Annotated in this window: 22 protein-coding genes; 9 read left to right on the top strand and 13 right to left on the bottom strand. The window is 55.1% G+C overall.

Features of this window, described 5'->3' with window-relative positions; all coding sequences use genetic code 11:
* Positions 1–23 precede the first annotated feature (23 nt).
* The 5 genes from LA756_RS02635 to LA756_RS02655 all read right to left on the bottom strand — a co-directional run bounded on the left by LA756_RS02635 (position 24) and on the right by LA756_RS02655 (position 7,190).
* Positions 24–1,376: a Gfo/Idh/MocA family protein gene (locus LA756_RS02635; protein WP_224438334.1), complete on the bottom strand. Its 1,353-nt coding sequence runs from the start codon at positions 1,374–1,376 to the stop codon at positions 24–26.
* Between the two features lie 268 nt (positions 1,377–1,644).
* Positions 1,645–3,003 carry a tRNA modification GTPase gene (locus LA756_RS02640; RefSeq protein WP_224438335.1) on the bottom strand — a complete coding sequence of 453 codons (1,359 nt, stop codon included), beginning with the start codon at positions 3,001–3,003 and terminating at the stop codon, positions 1,645–1,647.
* A 31-nt stretch (positions 3,004–3,034) separates the two neighbouring features.
* Positions 3,035–5,347: a YidC/Oxa1 family insertase periplasmic-domain containing protein gene (locus LA756_RS02645; RefSeq protein ID WP_224438336.1), complete on the bottom strand. Its 2,313-nt coding sequence runs from the start codon at positions 5,345–5,347 to the stop codon at positions 3,035–3,037.
* A 285-nt stretch (positions 5,348–5,632) separates the two neighbouring features.
* Positions 5,633–6,382: a metallophosphoesterase gene (locus tag LA756_RS02650; protein ID WP_224438337.1), complete on the bottom strand. Its 750-nt coding sequence runs from the start codon at positions 6,380–6,382 to the stop codon at positions 5,633–5,635.
* A 55-nt stretch (positions 6,383–6,437) separates the two neighbouring features.
* Positions 6,438–7,190, bottom strand: coding sequence for a metallophosphoesterase (locus LA756_RS02655; RefSeq protein ID WP_224438338.1), 753 nt, complete (start codon positions 7,188–7,190; stop codon positions 6,438–6,440).
* Between the two features lie 319 nt (positions 7,191–7,509).
* On the opposite strand from LA756_RS02655, the gene tsaB reads away from it, so the two are divergent.
* A complete protein-coding gene (gene tsaB, locus LA756_RS02660) occupies positions 7,510–8,193 on the top strand; it encodes a tRNA (adenosine(37)-N6)-threonylcarbamoyltransferase complex dimerization subunit type 1 TsaB (RefSeq protein ID WP_224438339.1) in 684 nt (227 codons plus the stop codon).
* Positions 8,194–8,355: 162 nt separating this feature from the next.
* Here tsaB and hemL read toward each other — a convergent pair whose 3' ends face one another.
* Together hemL and LA756_RS02670 are read right to left on the bottom strand one after the other, a co-directional pair.
* Positions 8,356–9,645 carry a glutamate-1-semialdehyde 2,1-aminomutase gene (gene hemL / locus LA756_RS02665; protein ID WP_224438340.1) on the bottom strand — a complete coding sequence of 430 codons (1,290 nt, stop codon included), beginning with the start codon at positions 9,643–9,645 and terminating at the stop codon, positions 8,356–8,358.
* A gap of 395 nt (positions 9,646–10,040) precedes the next feature.
* The gene (locus LA756_RS02670) at positions 10,041–10,505 is read right to left on the bottom strand and encodes an SMI1/KNR4 family protein (RefSeq protein WP_224438341.1); all 465 of its coding nucleotides are present in this window, start codon (positions 10,503–10,505) and stop codon (positions 10,041–10,043) included.
* 573 nt (positions 10,506–11,078) lie between these two features.
* Here LA756_RS02670 and LA756_RS02675 point away from each other — a divergent pair.
* From LA756_RS02675 to LA756_RS02700, 6 genes are all read left to right on the top strand, one after another.
* A complete protein-coding gene (locus LA756_RS02675; protein WP_224438342.1) occupies positions 11,079–11,597 on the top strand; it encodes a hypothetical protein in 519 nt (172 codons plus the stop codon).
* A 120-nt stretch (positions 11,598–11,717) separates the two neighbouring features.
* Positions 11,718–12,677 carry a hypothetical protein gene (locus LA756_RS02680; protein WP_224438343.1) on the top strand — a complete coding sequence of 320 codons (960 nt, stop codon included), beginning with the start codon at positions 11,718–11,720 and terminating at the stop codon, positions 12,675–12,677.
* A gap of 277 nt (positions 12,678–12,954) precedes the next feature.
* On the top strand, positions 12,955–13,956 hold the full coding sequence (locus tag LA756_RS02685; RefSeq protein WP_224438344.1) for a DUF1559 domain-containing protein: 1,002 nt from the start codon (positions 12,955–12,957) through the stop codon (positions 13,954–13,956).
* Between the two features lie 94 nt (positions 13,957–14,050).
* On the top strand, positions 14,051–15,214 hold the full coding sequence (locus LA756_RS02690; RefSeq protein ID WP_224438345.1) for a PepSY domain-containing protein: 1,164 nt from the start codon (positions 14,051–14,053) through the stop codon (positions 15,212–15,214).
* Positions 15,215–15,266: 52 nt separating this feature from the next.
* Positions 15,267–16,496 carry a hypothetical protein gene (locus LA756_RS02695; protein WP_224438346.1) on the top strand — a complete coding sequence of 410 codons (1,230 nt, stop codon included), beginning with the start codon at positions 15,267–15,269 and terminating at the stop codon, positions 16,494–16,496.
* A gap of 221 nt (positions 16,497–16,717) precedes the next feature.
* Entirely contained in the window at positions 16,718–17,770 is a 1,053-nt protein-coding gene (locus LA756_RS02700; protein WP_224438347.1) for a peptidase, read from the top strand.
* Between the two features lie 87 nt (positions 17,771–17,857).
* On the opposite strand, the gene LA756_RS02705 is transcribed toward LA756_RS02700, so the two are convergent.
* The 3 genes from LA756_RS02705 to LA756_RS02715 all read right to left on the bottom strand — a co-directional run bounded on the left by LA756_RS02705 (position 17,858) and on the right by LA756_RS02715 (position 20,500).
* Positions 17,858–18,286, bottom strand: a complete 429-nt coding sequence (locus LA756_RS02705) for a carboxypeptidase regulatory-like domain-containing protein (RefSeq protein WP_224438348.1) — start codon at positions 18,284–18,286, stop codon at positions 17,858–17,860.
* Positions 18,287–18,308: 22 nt separating this feature from the next.
* Entirely contained in the window at positions 18,309–19,307 is a 999-nt protein-coding gene (locus LA756_RS02710; RefSeq protein WP_224438349.1) for a DUF1559 domain-containing protein, read from the bottom strand.
* 422 nt (positions 19,308–19,729) lie between these two features.
* The gene (locus LA756_RS02715) at positions 19,730–20,500 is read right to left on the bottom strand and encodes a DUF1559 domain-containing protein (protein ID WP_224438350.1); all 771 of its coding nucleotides are present in this window, start codon (positions 20,498–20,500) and stop codon (positions 19,730–19,732) included.
* A 361-nt stretch (positions 20,501–20,861) separates the two neighbouring features.
* Here LA756_RS02715 and LA756_RS02720 point away from each other — a divergent pair, with 361 nt between their 5' ends.
* Positions 20,862–21,092, top strand: a complete 231-nt coding sequence (locus tag LA756_RS02720; RefSeq protein WP_224438351.1) for a hypothetical protein — start codon at positions 20,862–20,864, stop codon at positions 21,090–21,092.
* Positions 21,089–21,346, top strand: a complete 258-nt coding sequence (locus tag LA756_RS02725; RefSeq protein WP_224438352.1) for a hypothetical protein — start codon at positions 21,089–21,091, stop codon at positions 21,344–21,346. Before LA756_RS02720 ends, LA756_RS02725 begins: the two co-directional genes overlap by 4 nt.
* A 10-nt stretch (positions 21,347–21,356) precedes the next feature.
* Here the strand turns inward: LA756_RS02725 and LA756_RS02730 are convergent, their stop codons facing one another.
* The 3 genes from LA756_RS02730 to LA756_RS02740 form a co-directional block, all read right to left on the bottom strand.
* Positions 21,357–22,016, bottom strand: coding sequence for an ester cyclase (locus LA756_RS02730; RefSeq protein WP_224438353.1), 660 nt, complete (start codon positions 22,014–22,016; stop codon positions 21,357–21,359).
* Positions 22,017–22,076: 60 nt separating this feature from the next.
* Complete coding sequence (locus LA756_RS02735; protein WP_224438354.1) at positions 22,077–22,658, bottom strand: hypothetical protein; 582 nt, start codon at positions 22,656–22,658, stop codon at positions 22,077–22,079.
* Positions 22,659–22,763: 105 nt separating this feature from the next.
* Positions 22,764–23,237 carry a hypothetical protein gene (locus LA756_RS02740; RefSeq protein ID WP_224438355.1) on the bottom strand — a complete coding sequence of 158 codons (474 nt, stop codon included), beginning with the start codon at positions 23,235–23,237 and terminating at the stop codon, positions 22,764–22,766.
* Positions 23,238–23,327 lie beyond the last annotated feature (90 nt).

The following is a 23,327-nucleotide window of genomic DNA, read 5'->3' on the forward strand; positions in this document are numbered from 1 at the left end:
TCAGGAAGTTACCGAGGTGCGACTTAGATCAAGTCGGCCCAACCTTCGCGGTACTTAGGCTTGATGATTTCAGCCACTTCCGGAGCGTTCTTAGCTTCCAGGTTCTTCGCATCCCATTCGATGACTTTACCCTTGCCCGATTCGCCGGTTGTCCAAACGGACAGGTTGCCCAACAGAATGGTTTCGGACAGAGGACCAGCGTAGTTCGGGAAGTTGGACATCGGTTCTGGACCGCCCTTGATACCTTCCACGAATTCCTTGAAGTGACCTGGCGATCGCGGAATCGATTCTTCTGGGCCTTCGTAATCCTTGAACTTCTCTTCCGGAAGCAAGTGGAACTTGGCACCGTAATCGTTCGGCGAGTAGATCTTACCGGCGTCACCGATCAACAGGCTACCGCTGCTGGACAGCTTGCCGTTGTTCAGTGGCAGATCTTTGGTCAGTTCCGGAGCTGGAAGCTTACCACCGTCGTACCAGTACATCGTCAGTGGCGCGCGGCCGTTCAGTTCTGGGAACTCGAACTTAATGACCGACCACTTTGGATAGGTCTGACCGTTGTGGCCGGACGATTCGGCTTCAACCGAAACTGGGTCACGCAAGTTAAGAGCCATGAACGCCATGTTGAACGTATGGCAAGCCATGTCACCGAGAGCCCCGGTACCGAAGTCCCACCAACCACGCCATTTGAATGGGTGATAAGCGTCGGCGTATTCACGGTAAGGTGCTGGGCCGATGAACATTTCCCAGTCGATGTGCTCAGGAACCGGTTGGGTTTCTGGCTTGGCGACGCCTTGCGGCCAGACTGGGCGGTTCGTCCAGACGTGAACTTCCTGCACGTTGCCGATGGCACCACCTTGGATGATTTCCGAAGCACGACGAACGCCACGTTCGGCGGTACCTTGGTTGCCCATCTGCGTGACAACTTTGTTTTCCTTCGCGATTTCGCCAAGGCGACGTGCTTCCCAGATGCTGTGGGTCAGCGGCTTCTGCGTGAAGCAGTGCTTGCCCATCTTCATCGCCATGGCCGAAGCCGGCGCGTGCGAATGATCTGGCGTGCTGACGGTGACGGCGTCGATCTTGTCGCCCATTTCGGTCAGCATTGCGCGGTAGTCAGTGTACTTCTTCGCGTCGGGATAGCGGACAGCCGCTTGTTCGAGGCGTTCTTTGTCGATGTCGACAATGGCAACCATATTGCCGGCACGACCAGCGTCATTCGAGTCGCTCGAGCCCTTACCGCCGATGCCGATACTGGCAAAGTTGATTTTCTCGTTGGGGGATTTGGTTTCTTGGGCTTGCACGCCAGCAGCGGCCCAGAAGCCGGCACCGGCCGCGGCCGTCAGCTTCATGAAGTTACGACGATTCTGGCTAGAACTCATCTACAATATCTCCTCGTTGTAATGGCAAATCCGATGCTTGTGACGGGCCAAATGCTTGAAAAGAATTACAAAGCGGCTGGGTCCGAAAAAGCCGTCGTTAGCTAAAAAAGGAAAGGCTGGAAGGGAGTCGGAGCGGAAGGAAACGGGGCGTGATAGCCCATGTTCGCTGTCTCGAAATAGACCCCTCATGCACCGCCTAAGTTGTCAACTTAGCGGTTAGGTAAGTCTTATGCAATCAATCCCGACACAGAAATTCAAGATAATCGGTCTATTTCCCAATGCAAAATCGGGAGAAAATCACGTCCAACACGTCATCCGTATAGACCGCACCGACCACTTCCGCCAATTGAGAAATAGCGAAACGAATCTCAGAAGCTATCAATTCCTCTGAGTGATATTCCGCGATACCATCCAAACAGGTGGAAAGGCCCTGGAGTGTTGCCTCGATCGCTCCCAGGCACCGTACCGCCGTGTTCGGGACTAAATCGCTGCCGGTCAGCTCTAGCTCGGCCAATCTTGCGAGAATCGCATTTTGTAAGGCTTTAACGCCTCGTAGAGTTTTTGTACTCGTTGCGAATGAGGCGAATTCAGGGCAATCGAACACTTCGTCGTCACACTTCGTTGCCACGATTTGTAAACGTTCGAACGGAATTTGCTTGCCAAGTTCCAAGTCTTGCAGTGTCATCCCAACTGGTCCGTCCACGCACAGTATTGCCAGGTCGCAATCCTCAGTCGCAAATCGGGTTTGGGCCTCCATAAATTTTCCCAAAACGTTATCGTCCTGGGCGTTTTCGTGGCCGGCCGTGTCGATCAATTCGATGTCGATTCCATGCCAATGAACCTTTCTGGAGATAAAGTCCCGCGTCGTCCCAGCCACGGGAGAGATGATCGCATCATCCGACTCGGCCAACGCATTGAAAAGGCTGCTCTTGCCCGCGTTAGGTAAGCCTAGCAAAACGACTTTGGGAACCGTTTGACCGAACGTTCGGGAACGGATTTGCTGGTGCAGGGCGTCGAGTGATTGATAGATGCGCGTGACGCGCTCGTGAAGTGCTTCCATCGAAATAAATTCGATGTCTTCTTCTACGAAATCGAGGCCCGCTTCCAGCAGTGCCAAAAGTTCAATCAACTCGTTTCTGGCCAATTGCAGTGGCCCCGACAGGCCACCAGAGAGTTGACGCAGAGCCGATTGAAATCGCTGCTCGCCGGTAGCATCGATAACGCCCAAGACACCTTCGGCCTGAGTCAGATCAAGCCGACCGGCGAGGAAGGCCCGCATCGTGAACTCGCCAGGCTGGGCAAGTCGTGCGCCCTGTTGTCTGAGTTGCGCCAGGATAAGATCGGCAATCGGTCGACTGCCGAGCAGGTGAATTTCAACTTGCGGTTGCCGCGTATAGCTTCGATCCGTAGGCCAAATCCAGAAGTTGGCGGTCACAATCCGGTCGCCAGGAAGCTTGATGCCGGAGGTGATTCGTCTTGCCGATTTCGACGGCACCGTTTCGACCGACTCAGCGATTGCCAAAGCGGTCGTTACGGCATCGCGGCCGCTCAGGCGAATGATCGATCTCGCCCCAATGCCTGGGGCGGACGAGATGGCGACAATCGTTTGTTCGAGGTCCATGGCCATGGGGCTCAAGGATCTCCTTCATGCGTCGAAGCTATTTCTTCTTTTTCGCTTGGCGAATCCGAGGTTGTTTAACCTCTTCCTTTTTCGCCTCAACGACGACCGGCATATTCTTCGGCTTAGGGAGCAGCTTACGCTCGACAATGCCCCAGATGCTGGACGTGATGAAGTAAATACAAAGCCCCGACGGAACTTTGAAGAACATAACGCCCATGAAAATCATCATGATGGTCATGATGCGCTGCTGCATTGCCTGCTGTTCGTCTTGCGGCGGAGGCATGAACAACTTCTGCTGCACGAGGAACAGCGCCACGGTGACCAGCGGCAGAATGTTCAAGTAAGGGCCAAGGCTTGGGAAGCCGGTAGGACGCGACAGAAATTCTGGCATCCAATCGCCCCAATACAGCAATTGATCAGGGGCCGCCAGGTTCGAGCACCAAGAGATGCCTGGAATCAGCGGAGCTTGACGCAGTTCAAAGTCGACTGCCAAGGCGCGGTAAAGCCCGAGGAAGATCGGAAGCTGGATGAACATCATCAAGCACCCACCCACCGGGTTGAAGTTGTGCTTCTTGAACAGATCCTGCTGAGCTTTGAGGCGTCCTTCGGGATCGTCTTTGTATTGATCGCTGATCCGTTTGATTTCAGGAGCGAGGGCCTGTTGGATCTGCATGTTCTTAGCTTGCTTACGGCTGATCGGATGCATCGCACCACGAACCATCAGCGTCAGCACGATAATCGCCAGACCATAGTTTTGCAGCACAGAATGAAGTGCGTGCAAGACAATCAGCAGGACTGAAGAGACCGGGCTGAACCAGCCGTAATACTCGACTTTTCCTAAGCCGTAATGCTGCAGCACTTCGGTCGTCTTGGGGCCGGCGAAGATACGGAAGTTTTGTGAGACGGCCTGACCGCCACCGATAGGATAGGCTCGACTCTGCAGAGCGAACGTGCAGTCCGTTTTTGGCTCGTACGTTTCATCGATCGGACCGATCGGAGCGGCGGTTGCCTGGGCCAGGTTGATTTCCGGGGTGCTCTTTTCATGGTCCAACAACAGCGTGCAATTGAAGTACTGAGCGTCCACGCCGGCATACTTCGTTTTGACATTGCTCTCTAAGTTGTAGAGCGGAGTGTTCGGGTCGGCACCTTCCTTTTGGGCTCGATCGACGAGACTGTAAACGGTGAACAGCTCGTAGTCGCCACCATCTTCCGATTCCCACGTCACGTCGCGAATACCAGCGGTGCCAAAACCGTGGCTAATCTTATGGGCGTACCACCAACCTTCGAGCGGCAAGCCGGTTGGGCCAAGCTGTTTGTAGGCGACGCTTAGTGTGTCAGACGATTCATTGTGGATTTCCAGGTCGTAGTCGATATGGAAACCTTCCGCCGCGGTCATTTCGTCGGTGACTTTGGTAAGCCGGAACTTCTTGACCAATCGTAACTTCTTGTTGCTACCAAGTTCTTTTAAATCGCTCGGGTATAGGGTCAGCTCAAAATGAACTTCGTTGTCCGCGACTTGGTTCGTCTTCCAGTTGGCGTCGAACAGGGAAGGAAGGTTTTTGATTTCTGAGAAACCTTCTTTTGCTTTCAGCGACCCAATCTGAGCCAGCGTGGTCAGAAAGGCGGGCGGATGATGCTTGACGGTCGGCAGGCCATCGGCACCCTGAGGCACCATCGACATGTCTGGCTTAATCACTTCGATCGGGTGTTTCCGAAGGCCAATCGTGAACGCAAGCTTCTGTGATTCCCCTTCTTCACTTTCGGCCGGTCGCTGAACGACGACTTCGACTTCGCCGCGAGGCTTGGTTTTATGCATTACCTCTTGGAAGCTTTTGATCGTCGTGATCGGCTCGTCATTGACAGAGACAATCGTATCGCCGGGCTTCAAGCCATTTGAGGCCCCATCGGTTTTCGAAACGGCAACTGCGGCAGGAGTGCCGGGACCGACGACGTTGATCTTTACCCCTTTTCCATCGGTTTCGTCGAAGGCAAGCTGACCGAGATAACCACCATCGTCGTCATGTTCATAACTTTGGTAACTCGGGTTACTCAGTTCAACGCGATGGACGGAACCCCCTTTGGAGTCGAGCGTGACGAGCATTCGGTAGCCGTCGGCAGGATCAACCGAACCGAGCGTAGCGAACTCGCGGTCGTAAACAACTTTTTCTTCTTCAACCTGAGGAGCGTCTCCGTCACCTTCGATGGGTGTGATCCCGTCGGCGTCCGCTTCAACGAGTTCCTCTTGAGGGACTTCCGGTTCTTCGTCCGGCTTGTTCATGTTGTTCAAAAGATTGAACGTCAGAAACAGCGAAGCGGCAAGAAGAAGAAATGTGATGTGGCGCCGTTCCACGAGCGATGGTCCTTGGGATGAAGTTGCAATCGATGATGACGAGGCTTGTTAAAGTGCCCCAGGGGATATTACTAGCGGCAACGGAAAGCAAACCGTTGTCTCGCAAAGATGGATGTGCCGCTTACCGGCGTTCGGCAGAGCGTTGACCAATCCGCCCTATTCTCGCCTTAAATGGTCAGTTTGGAAACGCCACAACTCTTCTTCGCCAAGAGATCGGCCATATTTGCGGAAAATAGGGCGGTTTACGCAAATTATTGCGGGCTAAGGTTCAGTGGCTCTCAAATATCAGTGCCCCTCGAATAATCGCTCGGCCTGCGAGTCGTCCAATTCGTCAATCGCGCGAATTTTCTCAGCAACCGTTTCAATCGGATATTCTACGCGACGGAACTGGACCGTTTTCTCGTCAACGATCACGTAGCAGCTGCGGGGATTACCATCTCGCGGCTGGCCAACGCTTCCGACGTTAATCATCGCTTTGTCGCCGTTGAAGTGGTACGTGCTGTCCTCGAAATCAGTCGGGCTCATGAACTGAGCCGATTCGTAAAAAACACCGGGGACGTGGGTGTGTCCCTGGAAGCAAACATTCGGAATCAGCGCGAATATCTTTTCCAATTTCTTTGGGTTGTAGATATCTTCCGGGAAAACGTATTCGCACAACGGATTCCTCGCGGAACCATGCACAAACATGCGCCGATCTTGCGTGTGAGTTCGCGGAAGTCCACACAAGTAATGCCAACGACTGAGCGTTTCGTCCTGGTCTTCGCCAGATTCCAGCTGCTTTCGCGTCCAGAAAATGGCTTGTTCCGCCCCATGGCTGAATCCTTCCGGATCGAACAGGGCTGCCTGATCGTGATTGCCGAGAATGCACAGATCGAACGTGCGCACAATGTCGACACATTCCCGCGGATTAGGCCCATACCCGACGACATCGCCCAGGCAGAAGATCTGATCGACGCCCTGCGACTCGATGTCCTTGAGGACAGCCTGAAGGGCGTCGAGATTGCCATGAATATCGCTGACAACTGCCGTTTTCATCGTTGCCTCGGTCTTGCTCGGTGCTAATAGCGGCTGGCTGTCGGAGTTCCTGCGTTTATCGGCCGTCACGCAGGCGATCGCCCAGCATGTTGTCGAGCTGAGGAGTATCGTAGATCTTTTTCGCGGTCACGCTTGGATCGTAATCAACACGGCGGAACACGACCGATTCGTCGGTCAAAATCACGTAACACGCGCGAGGATCGCCATCGCGCGGCTGTCCGACGCTACCGACGTTGAACAACGCCTTTTCGTCGCCGAAGCGATATTCGTGATCGCATTCGTCAGGCCCGAAAAATTCGAGACTTGGCGTAAAAACCCCAGGAATATGCGTATGACCTTGGAAGCTGAACTGCTCGACGCGGTCGAACAAATTCTCCATCTTCCGTTGGTTGTAAACGTCTTCGGGAAAGACGTACTCGTTGGTCGGATCACGCGGCGAACCATGCACGTAAAGTCGGCTCGGTTCCACATGCGTGCGGGGCAATTCCCCCAGGAAATCCCAACGCTCGTTAACGGCATTGGCGCCGCCGGACGAGTTATCGATCTGATCACGCGTCCACAAAATGGCGCGGAAGGCGACTGGGTTGAACCCCTCGGGGTCAAATAGAGCCGCCTGATCGTGGTTTCCGAGCAAGCACATCGCACACTTGCGACGCACCATGTCGAGACATTCCACGGGGTTAGGGCCATAGCCGATAACATCGCCCAAGCAGTAGATTTCACTAATCCCTTGCTGACGGATGTCGTCCAAGACCGCGTTTAAGGCTTCCAAGTTTCCGTGGATGTCGCTGATGAGGGCACGTTTCACGCCCGACTACCTTTCCGTTATTCAAGGTCTGGAGTCGATCTCGCCGCGGTTGTACGATGCATTCGCTTTTCGCGATGCGGCGAGTCTATTTCTAGGGAAGCCGTCGCAACCTGATATAGGATATAAATTTAGGTGGCAGCTTACCGGCGGTCAAGATAACCAAAAAACAATGCACAAGACGCCTACTATGCCAGCACCGAAATGGCAACTCGATCCCGTGGCGGTCATCAGGTAAGATCGGCAAAATCAGCCACTGGTCGCCAACCTTAACTCATTAAGGGGCGATCATTACCCCATCGTTCTGGTCAAGGAACCTCCCTTGAAGACTCTCGCTATCGATACCTCGACTCGGCAAAGCTCGCTTGCTCTTTTTATGGGCAGTGAACTTGTGGCATCGCAATGGCTCGACCCGGCGTTGCCTACAACACAAGCGATTACGCCACTTTTGCAGCAGTTGATCGAAGAGGCCGGGTGGAAGCCGTCCGAGCTCCAGCTTGTCATCGTCGCCCAAGGGCCAGGTTCCTTTACGGGGCTGCGCATCGGCGTAATGACTGCTAAGACAATCGCTTACGTCGCAGGGGCTACCACCGTTGGCGTGAACACTTTGAGGACTATTGCTCAGCGCTGTGACGACCATGTGTCCCGTTTGCATGTGGTGATGGATGCTCAGCGGAAGCAGTTTTTTCATGCTGCGTTCGAGCGGAACGAGTCAGGCACTTACGTCGAAGTGCAACCGACGCAAATCGTGGATGACAAACAGTTTATGGAATCGCTGGACGCCGGAGAATCGATCACCGGGCCAGGGCTGAAGAATAAATTATCGTTTCTGCCGGAAGGGGTTCGTGTCGTTGACGAGAACGAATGGGCTCCGACAGCCGAAGCCGTTGGCAGGGTTGGGGTTACGGACTTTCTCGCTGGTCGGTCCGATGACTTCTGGTCGCTCAATCCCAACTATTACCGCAAGAGTGCCGCCGAAGAAAAGTTGGAAAACGACTCTTCTTAGGGCGTCCTGTCTGCCCCAAGCAGATGTAGCGCGGGGCAGAACTGGTCAATACATCACGAATAGTTCGCGCAAAGTATTTGGGTACTTGGTCAATACTTTGTTAAAATGCGCGTCGCAGCGATTCTTGGCGTTTTTCGCTGCGGCTCGTGATGGGCCGAAATCTTACTTCTTTAGCGCAACGAGTGATTCTTCCGCCGCGCCGATCGTTTTGGCGATGTCCTCATCTGAGTGGGCCGCCGAGATGAACATCGCTTCGTACTGACTGCACGGCAAGTAGACGCCGCGCTCGATCATCTCCCAGAAGAACTTCCCGTAACGCGCGGTGTCGCACGTCGCGGCGTCGTCCCAGCAGCGGACCGGGCTATCGTGGAAGAACAACGTCAGCATGCTGCCGACGCGGGCCGTCACTGCGGGAATGTCGGCTGCAGCGGCCGCGGCTTTCAAACCATCTTCCAAAGTTTTGGTTTGTTTGTCGAGCTTCGGATAGGGGTTCGTTTCTTTCAGGGTCTTCAGCGTCGCCGCGCCGGCTGCGGTAGCCAACGGATTGCCGCTGAGCGTGCCAGCTTGAAACACTTCGCCGGCCGGCAGAATGTGTCCCATGATATCGGCCCGACCGCCATACGCACCGATCGGCAGACCGCCGCCCACAATCTTTCCCAGCGTCGTCAGGTCGGGCTTAATACCATACAACTCTTGGGCGCCCCCGGCGGCGACGCGGAATCCGGTCATCACTTCGTCCATGATCATCACGGCGCCGTAGTGGTCGCAATTCTCACGGATCGCTTCCAGAAAACCTGGCATCGGCGGCACGCATCCCATGTTGCCGACGACCGGTTCGAAGATCACGCCGGCAATTTCGTTGGGCTGTTCTTCGAACAGTTGCTTCAAAGCGTCGGGGTCGTTGTACGGCAGAACAATCGTGTCTTGGGCGGTGCCAGGCGTCACGCCAGGCGAGTTCGGCACACCGAGCGTAGCCGCCGCGCTGCCGGCCGCGACCAGCAGGCTGTCGACATGGCCATGATAGTTTCCGCTGAACTTGACGATTTTGTTGCGACCGGTGAACCCGCGAGCCAGGCGAATCGCACTCATCGTCGCTTCGGTACCGCTGTTCACCAAGCGAACTTGTTCGACCGAGGGGATGATGTCGATGATCAGTTCGGCCAGCGTGTTTTCCCGTTCGGTCGGAGCCCCAAAGCTGGTCCCCTGATCGACCGCCGCATGCAACGCCTCGCGCACCGCAGGATGCAGATGCCCCAAGATCATCGGCCCCCACGACCCGATGTAGTCGATGTATTGGTTGCCGTCGACGTCGAACAGATAGGCCCCTTCGCCCCGTTCAAATACGATCGGCTCGCCCCCGACCGCCCCAAACGCACGAGCCGGCGAATTCACCCCCCCAGGCATCAAATGCTTGGCACGAGCAAACAAATCGTGACTCTTATTCCGCGACATGGGGCATGTTCCTCTCAGCTGAACAGAAAGTTAGGGGCTCCCTATGTTTTAGCAGAGAAGTGGGGGAGGGGATAACGGGGGAGAATTCGAGAGGAATTGGCCACAGAGGGCACCGAGATCACCGAGGAGTAAAGAAGAACCGGGTGCCATGCCGTCGTCTTCGTCGGCATGTCTTCAGTTTTTCGATTTAACCGCGATGACTGTTAGGGAATTGATTGCCAAATCTTACCGGGCGAGGGTGGTTGACCGTATCGAACTTCACATGCCCACGCGGACGTGAGCATGGCACCCTGGCCCTTTCCTGACTTTGATTCGTTGGCGTCCGTAAGACCAAGTGCCGATTTTAACTCGCGGTTTTGCTTATTGCACAGGACGTCGTCTCGAAAAAAATGCTCTCACTCGTCGTCAGTAAGAAGTTCAAGTAACTCGCCAAACCTCGACGTCACGGCTTCGCAATATGGTTCTTCTTCTGGAATAGATCGATCGTGATACCAGACAACGATACTAGGAGGATAATAATGATGATTAAAGCATAAGAAATCTCCGCCGAAGAGCTCCGCAAATGGTATCAAGTAATCTCCCATTCGATCGGAAAGTTGACTCCAAGTAGCTTCCACGTTGTATTCTGCAAGTGGATGCGAGTCGTCGGCAAAATTCAAAAACCGACCAACGACATGCAATACGCCATTCTGCGTGCGAAAATACTTCCGCTTTGCACGGCCACCGTGATGAATGCGTAAATGTTCAACATAGTCTTCGTCAAAACGAAACTTCTCGCCTCTGCAGTCAACTAGCCAGTTCTTAAAGGCCGCGAACTCACTCTCATTGAAAGGCCCTGCAAACGAGTTTGATTCGTACATGTCTCGGCAATCTATCATCGAACTGCCCTCCAATGTCCAGGCACCATCCCTCTGACGTTTGAGATTGAATTGTGCAGTCGCCAGGGAACTAACGGCATCCTACTTTTGGTATGCATATAGGACCCAGGACAGTTTAACGGCGATGGCGGAAAAGTAATTGCTGAGCAAACCTTGCCTGAAGATGGTAGTTGAGCTTATTGTAATTCACATGCCCACGCGGACGTGAGCATGGCACCCTGGCTATTCCGCTTATTACGAATATTTGAATAGAGAGTTCCGTGACGAAAAAAGATCACTTTGGCCGGGAAAGTCATGCTAGAGCAATGGGCCATTAAGTTCTTCACTCGCGCGATTCAACCGGGAAGGTGGTGGGCGACTCTGTCTGGCGCGATCCTTGGCTTCGGAGGGAGTATTTCCGCGGGGTTGGTGGTGCGGGAGATCTGGGGCCCGAGTGAATGGGTCTTTCTGCTGCTGATGCCGGGGCCATTTCTTTTGGCGCTAAGCGGCGCGGCTATTGGGGCATGGCTGTTTCCAAAGTCACCCAATTCGTAGTAACACGGCAAAAGGCAAATCATGGGTTACTACGCTTCTGCCTATTCGATTTGCCTGGCGGATGTTGCGGGGCTTGATTTGGTTACGAGTCGTCTGTTGGTCGATGAGGCGCTTCGTGACTTTTTGGCCGACGAGGATGTGAACCTGGAGGTTGAAGAGGTCGTTTTGAAGGCGATCTTTGGGTTGGAGGCACCGCCTGCGGGACACACTTACTCGCTGATTAAATCGTTTCGGTGGTTGGGCGAGACGTGCGGAACGCGGATTCCTTCGCGTGTCGAGATGCCGGCGATCTGGAAGCTGGAGATCGAAACTTCTTTTGGCGAGAACCCACCGCCGTTTGGATTTGTTGAGCCTGACGAATCGGTTTCTTACATGACTTACGCGCAGATGCTTCGCGAACGGGTCGCGTTGGATGGCTGCGAGATGGACGTAGCCTGTTACGATTTTCCGGAAGAGATGGCCCGGCTGCGAAGCGAGTTTTTGAGTTGGCTTGATTATTGTCTGGAGCGGAAATCGGATTTGCTCTCGATTGAGTGTTAGTCCGCGGTGTCTGAATCATTCCAAACACGCCTCGTTAAAAAATGCTTGTAGCGGGGGCGGATCTGGGGAGAATAGCGGGGCGTTCTTGCTCGCGGGTTCTTTTTCTTTTGCTAGGTTGCGATGACTATTTTGGCTTTCAATGCGGCGCTGGGCGGGGTGATCTTGGCTTTGGCGTTGGTGCCGGTGTTGGGGGATATGCGCGACGGCGAGTCGCGGCGGTTGACGTCGCTAGGGCGAACGTTTGTTGCACTCGCGGGGCTGGCATTCGTGGGGCTGCTGTCGACGGCGTGGCTGGGGGCTCAAGAGATATGGCGATTGGCCGACGTGAATCAGAGCCAGCGGCAGGAAACCGAACGGATGAGGCACAACCTCGAGATGGCGACCAACGAGGTGACGTTCCTCCGCGAGTTTCAAGAGGAAGCATTTCAAAGGGAAGGGGACTTCGAGGAGGCCCAGCAGGAATCGGAGCTTGCGATGGCCGACGCCCAAACGGCGATCAGCGGGTTGAAGATTCAGCTTGACATGGCAAACAAGGAAACGAACCCTTTCGTCAAGCAGCTGGAAAACGCGCTGGCCATTTCTCGGAACGTGAATGCCCAGTTGATCGAGGACAATCAGGCTCGACAGACCGCCATGGCCGATATGCAAAAGCAGCTGGAGGATGCCGGCGAGAGCGTGCCGCGCTCGGCTGCATGGTACCCGACGAACCTGGCCAATCTTCAATTTCCATCCGGGACGCGATTTATGTATACGTCTCCGGATGGCTTGCCGCCGGGGAATAGGTTTCCGGCGATGGTGTACGTGTTTGCGGGGACTGGGCGGTACCTTCGCATGAAGGCTTCGACTGGCTGCTATTGGGCGCTGACGGGGGAGGATGGCGTGACATTGATGCGGCGGCCAGACATGCCAGGCGAAGAGCTGACGGTGGTCGGCTTTCAGGTCGATCGGCTGACGAAGTCGAAGCCTGGCGAGTATGAGGTTTCGCCAGCGACGATTGTCTGCAACGGCCGCAAGAGTGCCGAGCATCTTCTAAGCTACCCCCAAGGCGTGCCAGCCACCGGGAAGGTGACGGAGTACTAACGGCTCGCTGGTGGGTGGTTTGTCCATAGCTGAATGCGAGGGTGTGCCGTTAGCAGGGATTTACGCGCGGGATTGTAACGCTGCGCTTCTTTCTATATCGATTTTATGGCGAGTCGGCCATTTTGGTGCTTGACGCATCAAGAGGCAGGTTTCTATGGTATTGAGAATCTGTCTCAAGGTGTTGCCAGCTACGTCAAATCGGGCGAAGCCAGCTTCCAGGGCATCTGAGGAAAGCGATTCACTCCCCCCGATCCCCCCAAGCTGGAGCAACGATCCGATGCGCGGACGTCGCGGTTTTACGCTGGTTGAATTGTTAGTTGTGATTGCCATTATTGGCATCCTGATCGCCCTGCTTTTGCCTGCCGTACAGCAAGCTCGAGAAGCGGCCCGGCGGATGCAATGTAGCAACAATCAAAAGCAAATTGCATTGGCGATGCACAACCATGAAAGCACCTACGGGCATTTCCCTGAGTTTATCAGTTTGGGCGGCGGTCATGCGTTTTCTCCCTTGGCTCGACTGGTTCCTTTCGCCGAGCAAACGGCCGTCTACGACTTGATCGATTTCGAGGTCGCTCCCCGCGATCAGCCTGACGTGATCTCGACACACATTCCTTTCTTCTTGTGCCCCAGCGATGGTCTCGTCGATCTCTACCCTGAAGAGGTCGGCCGCAAAGGCACCACGCCACCGCAGGCGCCTTGTAACTATGGGATTAACCTCGGTAGTGGTGTCGGTTCGACTTACGACTACACCAAGAAGACCGACGGTTTCATGTACTCGGGCTCCAAGGTAAAAGCACGCGATGTTGTCGACGGTCTTTCGAACACCGTGATGATTTCCGAGACGCTGATGGGGCCGATTGACGACAGTACGAATCCTTCTGCACGCGAATTGATGCGATTGGTGGCCGAAGGGGACTGTCGCCGCGACAACACCAATGGTGGGCTTGATTGCTTTTCACCGTTTGCCGCCGGCGTGATCGACAGTACGTTTCTATCCGAGGTGAACTCCGCGGCCAATTACCAGGGACGTCGCTGCAATACCTGGTTTCTGTATTCCAGCCGTGCTGCTTCGCTTACCGGTTATTTGCCACCCAATAGCAAGATTCCCGATCTCTATGCCCATGCGTTAGCGATCAACGGACCACGTAGTAATCATCCTGGCGGCGTCAACATTGCGCGGGCTGATGGAAGTGTGGCCTTCGTTGCCGAAACGGTTGACTTGTTCACCTGGCATGGGCTTTGGTCGATCAATGGCCGCGAAGTGCTCGGCGAATATTAACCTGCGAAGTTCCTTTCAATTGTTGGGGGCAAGGCGCGCGGCCTGACGGTTCCCATGCTTCATTCCTCACGTCCTGTAAGGCTGCAACGACACCATGTCGACCACCGAACTTTCCCCCGAGGCTCAAAAGCAGGAAGCGCCTGCGAGCGATACGGCCTCGATCCTGGCTGCGGCTCGTGCTAAGTCGGGCAGTAAAGATAAGCCGGTGCCGAAGAAGAAAGGCTTCCTCGACAAAGCGTGGAATGAATCGCTGAAGCTGATCCGCCGCGTGCATTTGTATTCCGGCATCTTCATGTTGCCGTGGGTGCTGCTGTATGGCTTCACCGGTTGGTTCTTCAACCATCCCGGCTATTTCACCGGAGATCAGGTCACCACGTTTAACGCGGCGGATGTCGCCGATGGCCAGCTCGCCGCACTGCCGAAGCCCGACGCAATGGCTTCGCAAATTGTGGACGAGCTGAACATCGAATCGTTTCTCGTTGATGGGCCGGAAATCAAACTCACCGATACACGCCCTGCCGAGTTCACCGGGTTCCTGAAGTTCTCGGTGTTCGCCGATGGTGCTCAGCACAATATCGAGATCGACCCCGTCACAGGGCATGGGGAAGTCCGAACGACTTTCGCCAATGAGAATCAAGAGCCGACCGACGCTCCGCCAAGCAATCCGCTGCAAGACATTCGCGGCGTCAATTTGAACGACAACGCCCTGGCCAAAGCACAAGATGCGACGCCGCAAGTTCTTTCTGACTTGGGACTGTCCTCAGGCGAAGCTTCCCCAGGCCGACGTAGTGCAAACTTGATGTTTTCGGCCGACGTCGACGGCGTTCCCTGCGTGGTGACATGCAATCTTGGTAACGGAAGCATCACCGCGCTGCGTGAAGATTCCAAGCCTGAAATGGAAACGAAGAGCTTCCTACAGCGTTTGCATCTGGCACGGATGTACTCGCCCCATTGGAACGTGCGTTGGTTCTGGGCATTGATGGTCGACGCAATGTTTCTGTCGATGGTGTTTTGGGGCATCTCCGGCATCCTGATGTGGTGGCAAATCAAGCGAACGCGTCTTTGGGGCGGCGGATTCCTGGTGGCCAGCGTCATTTGTGCCGTGCTGTTGATGGTCGGCATGCACGATAGCCTTTCGACGTCAGGCCGCGGCCGTGGAGGCGGCGGTGGCGGCGGAGGAGGGGGCCGACCGGCTGCCGCTCAAGTCGAAGTGGAAGCGGACGAAGCTCCTGCCGACGAAGTCGCCGCGGCCAGATAATCACGCACGCTCGAAGTAAGACAACATTCTCAAAGAATTCAGGATAGACCCGATGCGAACCTCCCTTTCCCTCTGTCTCGCTTTCATCGTTGGCCCGGCCGTGGTTGCCAATGCCGAAGAATCGAAGGCACCGTCGGTCGAAGAGATGACCGCTTCGATTGAAAAAGGTTTTGTCGTTCTCGATGACGACAAAGATGGCAAGCTGCCATTGCTAAGCTTGATTAAAGCGGTCCGTCCGCTTGGTTTCGGAGCGAAAACGGAAGAGACCCAATCTGCTTCGGCCAGCCGCGGCCGAGGAGGCAACCGTGGCGGTGGTCGCGGGCAAGGTGGCCAGGAACGTGGTAGCCAGGCACGTGGCGGTCGTGGTCAAAGTCCCGCGGAAGCAGGAACGCCATCCGCGGGAGGGCAACGCGGACAACGTGGTGGTGGTAATCGCGGTGGCGGTATGGCTTCTGAAGAAGGGGGCAATCGTGGGGGCGGAAATCGTGGCGGAGCTGCCCGTGGCGGCGGTGGTGGTCGCGGCGGATTCGATCCTGCCGAACGTTTCAAGTCGTTTGACCAAGATGGCGATGGACTGCTGAAGGGTGACGAGATCAACGCGCGTCTCAGTGGTTCCAAGTTCGCGGAGGATGGGCAGGTGAGCTTGGAAGAGTTCCAAGCGGCATTTGAAGAAATGCGTTCGCAAATGGCTGCCGGCGGTGGTCATAGCCATGGCGGAGGGGGACACAGCCACGGAGGTGGCGGCGGTGGTCGAGGAGGATCGGCCGCAACGACGTCAGCCGATGCCGTGTTGCTGGTGGCGTTTGATATCGATCGCGATCGTCAGGTCACCCTCGACGAAGTGAAAGAAGCATTGCAAAAGGAAGTCGATCGTCAGGTTGCCGAAGGTTTGAAGCTGGACGCTGATAGCGATGGCCGAATCACCAAAGCAGAATTCGCGACCCAAGTAGAAGCGGAAGAAGGAACCCAGTTGGACGACGACGGTTTCGATCGCCGCACGCGGATGATGTTCGGCCGACAAGACACCGATCAGGATGGTGCGATTTCCAAGCAAGAGATCACCCACCAGGTGTTGCAGCAAACCAGCTTGCGAGCCAATGCGTTGGGGTACTGCTTGTTGTTGGCCAATGTCGACGCCAACGAGGACGGCAAGATCTCGGCAGAAGAGCTCAGTAAAGCAGCCGATGCGGACCTGGTCGAATTGCTCGACATCTCCGCGGAAGAACCGCTGCCAGCCAGCGCGTTCTACGGCACCGTTCGTCGCCGTTTAGCGCGACGCTAATCCGAACACGGAGCGAATTGCTATTCGTTGCGGCGATTGAGGCAATGCCGTTTTCTTAAACAGCAAAAACGGCAGGAAAAACCTTGCGAGTGGCCTTTTTGCAAATCAGGCGAAGGGGCATTGTGGACCGGGCGATTTCTAATAGAATCGATATCGCGTACCGGCGGTGCGCGTGCCCGTAATTCCATTATTGCCCACTTACAGGTAGAACCCTTCGCCTTATGTCACTGCCAAATCGACGACAATTCCTGCAAACCTCGGCTGCGGCGGCTTCGGTCGCGGCAGCTCCTCTGTTTCTGCGTGCTGAGAACAAATCGGGCTCGACCCCGCTGCGAGTCGGCTCCGGCGAATACGTCTACGAGTGCCATCATGGCTGGGGCGATCTCCCCTCGAACATTCAGTGGGGTGCGACCCACGATGTGGCGATCGACGCGGATGGTTTGATTTACATCACGCACCAAAGCTCGGGCAAGGATCCGATCGATTCGGTCGTCGTGTTCGATACCGACGGCAAGTATGTCCGTTCGTTCGGCAAGCAGTTTCATGGCGGCGGCCATGGCTTGGACCTCCGCAGCGAAAGTGGGCAGGAGTTCCTGTACTTGAGCGACGTGAAGAATCGCCTCGTCGCGAAGATGGATCTCAACGGCGAAGTGGTTTGGACGAAGGGTTTCCCCCAGGAGTCAGGCAAGTATCCCAACGCCAGCAAGTACAAGCCGACCAACGTCGCGCTTGCCCCAGATGGTGGCTTTTATGTCGGTGACGGGTATGGCTCGAACTTTGTACATCAGTACGATGCCGACGCCAACTATGTCCGCAGCTGGGGTGGCCGCGGCACCAAGCCAGGCGAACTGAATTGCCCACACGGTTTGTATGTCGATACGCGTCCCGGTCGAGAGCCTTCGTTGTGCGTGACCGACCGCGCGAACAATCGCCTGCAATACTTCACGCTCGACGGCAAGCATTTGAGCTACGTCGATAACCTGGTCTATCCATCGTCGCTCGACGTACGTGGCGAAGTGATGCTGGTCGGCGAATTGGATTCGCGCTTGACGTTGTTGGACAAAGACAACAACGTGCTGACCTACTTGGACGACGATCCCCAGTGGCGAAAAGCAGTGAATGCCAACGGCCGCCAGGTTCGCCGTCAGCCCGACAAATGGGTCGCCGGCAAGTTCGTCCACCCACACGGAGCAACCTTCGACGAAAACGGCAACATCTACCTGGCCGAATGGGTCGTCGGCGGCCGCGTCTCGCTGCTGAAGAAGGTTGGCTAAGTTGGCCAGCTTCAACGAAAACAAAAGGGAGGCCTGATCACTTGGATCAGGCCTCCCTTTTTAATGGATGCGATGAAGCGGCAGGACTTACTTCGACTGCAAATCGAAGTCGATTGTCGTGTCGCCTGGGGCGACTTCGCGCATCAAGTCCGACCGTGTGTTGTAGCGGGTCGGAAGTGGTTCTTTGTAGGTCGCGTTTCGGGCCTGACCGGGAGCCGATTCTTCCTTGGGAATTGTGGTGATGCGAACCGCATGGGTGCCTAGTTCAGCACCTTTGGTCGTCCGGATGTAGATCAGCTCGTAGTGGCCAGACTCGTCGGTGATCCCTTTCGAGGGACGCCCGCCCGCTTCTGGCGAGAACGTCACTTCGGCGTTGGGATAAGGCTTTCCGTCGAGCGTAACCGTTCCAGAAACGCGCCCGAGGTCACCGTAGTCGGCTTGGGTGCAACCCGTTGTGAGAAGCACCACGCCGAGAAGCATAGCGAGCGAACGGCCGGCAATAACGTAATGGTTCATCGTAGGTAAAGCTCCTTCTCGATTAGTAATCGCCAACGACGGCGCCATCTTGGCGGTCGGCCAAAGCGGTCATCGTGCGGAAGTCGATCGTTTCGGAAAGGAAGCTGACCGAACCGTCGCCCAGGCCCATCATCACGCCGCCAGGATGAGCTGAAACGAGGGCTACGTTCGAGTGGTAATTCTGCGAGTTGCCGGTGCCCCCTTCGGTGGCAATGGGGTATCGAATGGTCGTGGCATTGGCAGGCCAATCGAGCCACTGCGTGCTCAATGCACCGCCATTCCAAGCACCGCCACGGTGACCACTCTTACGGCGTTCGACTTTGGTGCCGTCTGACTTATAGAAATAGTCGCTTTGTTCGCTGACCAGCATCGTATTGCTCGTCCCGTCGGTTGCCGCTTCCAAGCCAATCGCCGAAACGCCTTCGCCATGGTGGACGAACAAACCGTTCTTACCGCCGCCGCCGTACGAGTTGTTGTAAGCGATCTCGGTCGAGGTGGTGCCGCTGGTGCCGCCTTGGAAGTAGGAACCCATGATGCCAACGTAGCTCGGACGCTGCAGGTTTAGCGTGCCATGCTGCGAGGTCGATTCTTCGGCCATGCTTGGCAGCGGGCTCGATGGGCAGTTGAGACCGTCGACGTAGTAGTCGTCGACCAGGTTCGCATTCGGGTTCACACCGTCGGCCATGCTCCAGTCGCCGGTGAACACCATTTGGTCGTATGCTGCAGTCTGCTCAATGAAAGGAAGAATGCGAACGATCCACGAAGGGCCACGCTGAGCAGTCGATCCCGAACCGGCATCGGCATGCTGAATGTAAGGAAGCTTGTTGTAGGTGTCGTGATAATTGTGGATCGCGAGACCGAGCTGTTTGATTTGGTTGGTGCACTGCATTCGGCGAGCCGCTTCGCGAGCCTGCTGAACGGCGGGAAGCAACAGGGCGATCAGTACGCCGATAATGGCGATGACAACTAACAGTTCGACCAGGGTAAATCCGGACGGGGACCACTTGGGGGTTTTTTTCATGGAAGCGCTCTCTGAAACGGGTACAGGGTATAAAGGAAAAAAATTTGCGAGTCGCGACGTTTCTGGAAAAAACTCACGAAGCACGCTATACCGCGATATCAGCAAAGTTTAGGCCTATTGAGGATGACGCAAAGAGCAATTTGGGCGAGTTCATGGCAGATCAGGCATTTCGCCATATCAATGACGACTCACGCTCCCTTAGTACGCAATTATGGCCAATAGTGGTACGAAGTATTGTGCCAACGATTTAAAATATCATTGAGGATATTTGTTGACACTGTGCGCATGCCGAAGGCCAGATGGGAGTCCGCGCAGAGGTTGCACGGATTTGTGGCATGAACCTGTCCTGCCAGGGACAAGTTCGTAATGTGCAAGAGGCGTCCATTGGGGCAGATCAATTTGGCGAACCAATGGACTTGCGGTTAAAGGCCGTTTATCAAACCGCTGTCCTGGTAGCCGGGCCGCTTCAAAACTTGATGCTCGAACTGTGCAATGTTGCCATCGCTGATGGTGGCCAGGTTTCGCAGCTCTGCCGGGCTGGCTTTCACGATGCGGACGATCTGGGCATCGGTCATCGCGACGAGCAGTCCCTTCTGATGAATTGTTTCTTCTGGGTAACGCTTCAGGAACTCGTCCAGGGGCAGGTCGACTGGCTCGCTCCACGTGACGGGGTTTTCCAAATCGGCGATCAGTAGAATCGTGCTTTCATATGCGTCGGTCACGTCTTTTAGGTGGATACCCTTCTTGCCGGGAAACGCAGTCTGTTCGCTGACGATCACCACAAACGGCGTCTTGCCGGCTTCATCGCATAAAGGGGAGCAAAACAACTCAGGCGTTGTTTTCGACAATGCAAGATTCGCCGGGCTATCCCAAGCTTGTTGCAGATCGTACTTCTTCAGCAACTCCGATTCTTTAAGAAATGGAAGTAACTTGACTCGCCAAGACTGAGGTGGCCCTGTTGCTTGACTTGAAGCGGCGGCCGAAGGCAAAACGCCAAACGTATCGTGATGATTGTGCATCGCCAACGCAATCCGCTTCATATTTTGAACCGTTGTGGCGTCATGCGAAGACTCCCGCAAATTGGCAAACGTAAACACGCCGAGTACGCCGAATACCACGGTTAATACAGCCAGCATCGTCAGCGACCAGAGGCCGAGTTGGGTGATTGTGGGAAGGGATGATGAGCGTGGCATTGTGTTCCTTCGTCTTTGCGGCTGGCAACTTGAATGGCACGTTCGCAGTTGTGACGTTTCCAAGTGAAGTTCTTTCGTCGATGTTACCTTGTAGTTTATAAAGGAAAGCGAAGCAAGAAACGCGCTGTGAACAGTATGAGAAGTCCTGGTCAACGCTATGCCACGTCATGTCTATCGCGTCAATCGACCGTTATATGATCTACCGGAGGAGCATCCGGCACATCAGTTTTTAATGGCGTTCGAAGTTTGTCAGCAGAACTGCGTTGGAAGGGAATTACCACCACCGCTGGGAGACGGGATTGATCTGACCTGGTGGTCGGATCATTGCGAACGTAGCTGGTCTTTTTCGGGATTTGCTTATATGTATATTTCGTTCACCGTTGAGTTGGACGGATGGTTGACCGACGCTCCCGAGCGAACCGAATCGGAGCGGCGGACGTTGCAAGGCTTAGACGATATCGACAAGCTCATGGCAGAATGTCGACTGGCGGCCACCGTTGAACGTAACGACGCCATTTTGGAAATGGTAGACCAAGTCGAAGACATGGCGAGGCTGTGGAGGCAATGTATCGAAGTGCGGTGTCCGGAATGAATCGATCGGACGTTTGGCCCATGGCGAGTCGATTTGCAAAAGACTGTGTCAACTTGGCATCGAGCATTGGGCTCCTCATCGTCAGCTTTCTTATCAAGCCGACTGTGGATTGGATTTCTACGGGCGATTGGAATATCGACGAGGTCTATCCTACGATGATGGCATTTGTGACGATGGGAGCATTAATTTATGGAGTGGTTCTGGGACTGCGTCTGCGGGACTTTGTGATGGCGAGGTCTCGCGGCAAGCAATAAGTCGGCGTGTCTAAACCGGTTTGCTTGGATGGCCCGTCAGTTTCTGAATGAGATCTTGCACGTCCCAGTGGTCTCGGGCTTCGATAATTTGTTCATTGACGAAGCGGGCGTAGGAGCTTCCTCGGAGTTCGATTTCTTTGCCGGTTGCGGGGATGCCGAGAAATTCGCCAGAATGTGTTTTGACGACGTGCCAGTAGGCGACCACGTGATCCGGACCGGTCACGATGCTCTCGACGGTGATCTTCAATGGCTGAAAGGCGCCCAGCAACGCCGCGATACGTTGGCGAATAACTTCTTGGCCGTGCCGTGTTTCTCCTTCGGCGAAGAGTTCCACGTCGGGGTGCATCAGCTCGTCGATCGCGGAGAAATCACGCTGATTAAAGACACGCTCGAACCATTCACGAATCAGCTGCTCTGGCGTGCGATGCTGGATGATCAGTTCTTCCAAATGCACCGCACGAATCTCCGCGGACAACTCGGAGTAGGCGTCGAGCACGTCCCGCAACGTTTGAAGATTAACGGGGCCGCCCCGCTCGAGCTTGCGAATAAGGCGATCGGTGTAGCCGGATCGATTGGCGGCTTCCTCTTGCGTAAGCTTGACAGCTTGGCGAAATGCGCGAAGACGGTCGCCATGAACTAGAAGGCTGCGCGGCGTATCTTCTCGATTCATCAGGTTCGCCTGCTTCGATGAAACGTTGTGTCCCTGTGTTTAGTGTAGGGGGAATCGCATTCAATGCGAAGAGTGTGTCACGCTGGCGCTGGGGTATTCTTCCAAAAGCTCGGCATAGATAGGAGTCGATTGCATCCATTGCTTCAGCTTCTTTTGATTGCGTGTGCCCATGAATTGTTCTTGAGCCGTGGCTGCGATTAACAAGGGAAACGTGACGCCGACGTCTCGACCAAATTCTTCGACCGACGATTTGCGGCCGAAGGTGTATCGACCGACTAGGTAGATGGCGGCCCAGAACCAGCCGAGCAGGATCAGGGCGATGAAGTAACGATCGGCGCCGCCGGTCGGACCGCTATGCTTGGTGTACGTCCGTTCGCACTCGGCGTGCAGGTAAACTTTGGTATCGGCCGGCAATCCGGTGACCGGGCATGTCGTGTTCGAGGGAAGCTCTTCACGCGATACCATCCCTTGGATCTTCTCGACGACGTTTTGAGGTATGGCGGTCTCGCCAGCTTGACGCCGCAGGGTCGACATCGTCGGAACATCGATGGCCTGACCGCAGGGACACGCAACGGTTGTCCCGGCCTGCAGCGCGGTGACTTGAAGCGATTGACCACAATCGCAAGAAATGGTGTAGGTCATAGGAATGAGGAAGAGCGCGGGGGGGAAAAGAAAAAAGGGCCATCACAGGCGACGTATCGCGAGTGATGGCCCTTAGTCTAGCTGCCATGAATTGGTGGAGAAAGACTATTTGGTTTCGGTCTTCTTGGCGTCGGCGACTTCGAAGCCAGCTTTCTCCCAAGCTTTTTCGCCGAAGAGTGCGGTGATTTGTTCTTCACCTTCCAAGCCTTCTGCTTTGCCTTTGCAGTTGTTACAGCAGAACTTGACGGTGGCACCTTCCACGGTCAGTTCCGTCTTCATTGGACCGCCGGTGAAAGGGCAGTGTTCTTGCTTGGCCTGCTTGGTGGCGACTAGCTGATGGTTGCCTTTAGCCATGACGAGTTTGTCTTTGGCTTCAACCTTTTTGGCAAATCCCTTGGGGCAGTTGTTGCAGCAGAAGAAGACTTCGCCCCCTTTGTATTCCAGCGACTTGTCCGCTTTAGCGGCCGCTTTGGGGTTCATGATACATTTGACATCGTCCAGATTGATATCAGCAGCCATCAACGAAACCGTGGTGATGGCCAATAAGGCGAGGCCGGAGAGCAGGAAACGGGCTTTCATCGGGAAGAACCTTTCAGTGGAGGGTTCGTGGCGTGAAAAGGCGATAGGGTTTACCCACATTATCCAAAAAACGGAAACCGCAAGTCAAGA

This window comes from Bremerella sp. TYQ1 (assembly GCF_020150455.1).
Classification (GTDB): Bacteria; Planctomycetota; Planctomycetia; order Pirellulales; family Pirellulaceae; genus Bremerella; species Bremerella volcania_A.

Coding starts and splice junctions, on each gene's coding strand:
- LA756_RS02635 (WP_224438334.1), bottom strand. CDS start 1,376: ATGAGTTCTAGCCAGAATCGTCGTAACTTCATGAAGCTGACGGCCGCG.
- LA756_RS02640 (WP_224438335.1), bottom strand. CDS start 3,003: ATGGCCATGGACCTCGAACAAACGATTGTCGCCATCTCGTCCGCCCCA.
- LA756_RS02650 (WP_224438337.1), bottom strand. CDS start 6,382: ATGAAAACGGCAGTTGTCAGCGATATTCATGGCAATCTCGACGCCCTT.
- hemL (WP_224438340.1), bottom strand. CDS start 9,645: ATGTCGCGGAATAAGAGTCACGATTTGTTTGCTCGTGCCAAGCATTTG.
- LA756_RS02670 (WP_224438341.1), bottom strand. CDS start 10,505: ATGTACGAATCAAACTCGTTTGCAGGGCCTTTCAATGAGAGTGAGTTC.
- LA756_RS02675 (WP_224438342.1), top strand. CDS start 11,079: ATGGGTTACTACGCTTCTGCCTATTCGATTTGCCTGGCGGATGTTGCG.
- LA756_RS02680 (WP_224438343.1), top strand. CDS start 11,718: ATGACTATTTTGGCTTTCAATGCGGCGCTGGGCGGGGTGATCTTGGCT.
- LA756_RS02685 (WP_224438344.1), top strand. CDS start 12,955: ATGCGCGGACGTCGCGGTTTTACGCTGGTTGAATTGTTAGTTGTGATT.
- LA756_RS02690 (WP_224438345.1), top strand. CDS start 14,051: ATGTCGACCACCGAACTTTCCCCCGAGGCTCAAAAGCAGGAAGCGCCT.
- LA756_RS02695 (WP_224438346.1), top strand. CDS start 15,267: ATGCGAACCTCCCTTTCCCTCTGTCTCGCTTTCATCGTTGGCCCGGCC.
- LA756_RS02700 (WP_224438347.1), top strand. CDS start 16,718: ATGTCACTGCCAAATCGACGACAATTCCTGCAAACCTCGGCTGCGGCG.
- LA756_RS02705 (WP_224438348.1), bottom strand. CDS start 18,286: ATGAACCATTACGTTATTGCCGGCCGTTCGCTCGCTATGCTTCTCGGC.
- LA756_RS02710 (WP_224438349.1), bottom strand. CDS start 19,307: ATGAAAAAAACCCCCAAGTGGTCCCCGTCCGGATTTACCCTGGTCGAA.
- LA756_RS02715 (WP_224438350.1), bottom strand. CDS start 20,500: ATGCCACGCTCATCATCCCTTCCCACAATCACCCAACTCGGCCTCTGG.
- LA756_RS02720 (WP_224438351.1), top strand. CDS start 20,862: ATGTATATTTCGTTCACCGTTGAGTTGGACGGATGGTTGACCGACGCT.
- LA756_RS02725 (WP_224438352.1), top strand. CDS start 21,089: ATGAATCGATCGGACGTTTGGCCCATGGCGAGTCGATTTGCAAAAGAC.
- LA756_RS02730 (WP_224438353.1), bottom strand. CDS start 22,016: ATGAATCGAGAAGATACGCCGCGCAGCCTTCTAGTTCATGGCGACCGT.
- LA756_RS02735 (WP_224438354.1), bottom strand. CDS start 22,658: ATGACCTACACCATTTCTTGCGATTGTGGTCAATCGCTTCAAGTCACC.
- LA756_RS02740 (WP_224438355.1), bottom strand. CDS start 23,237: ATGAAAGCCCGTTTCCTGCTCTCCGGCCTCGCCTTATTGGCCATCACC.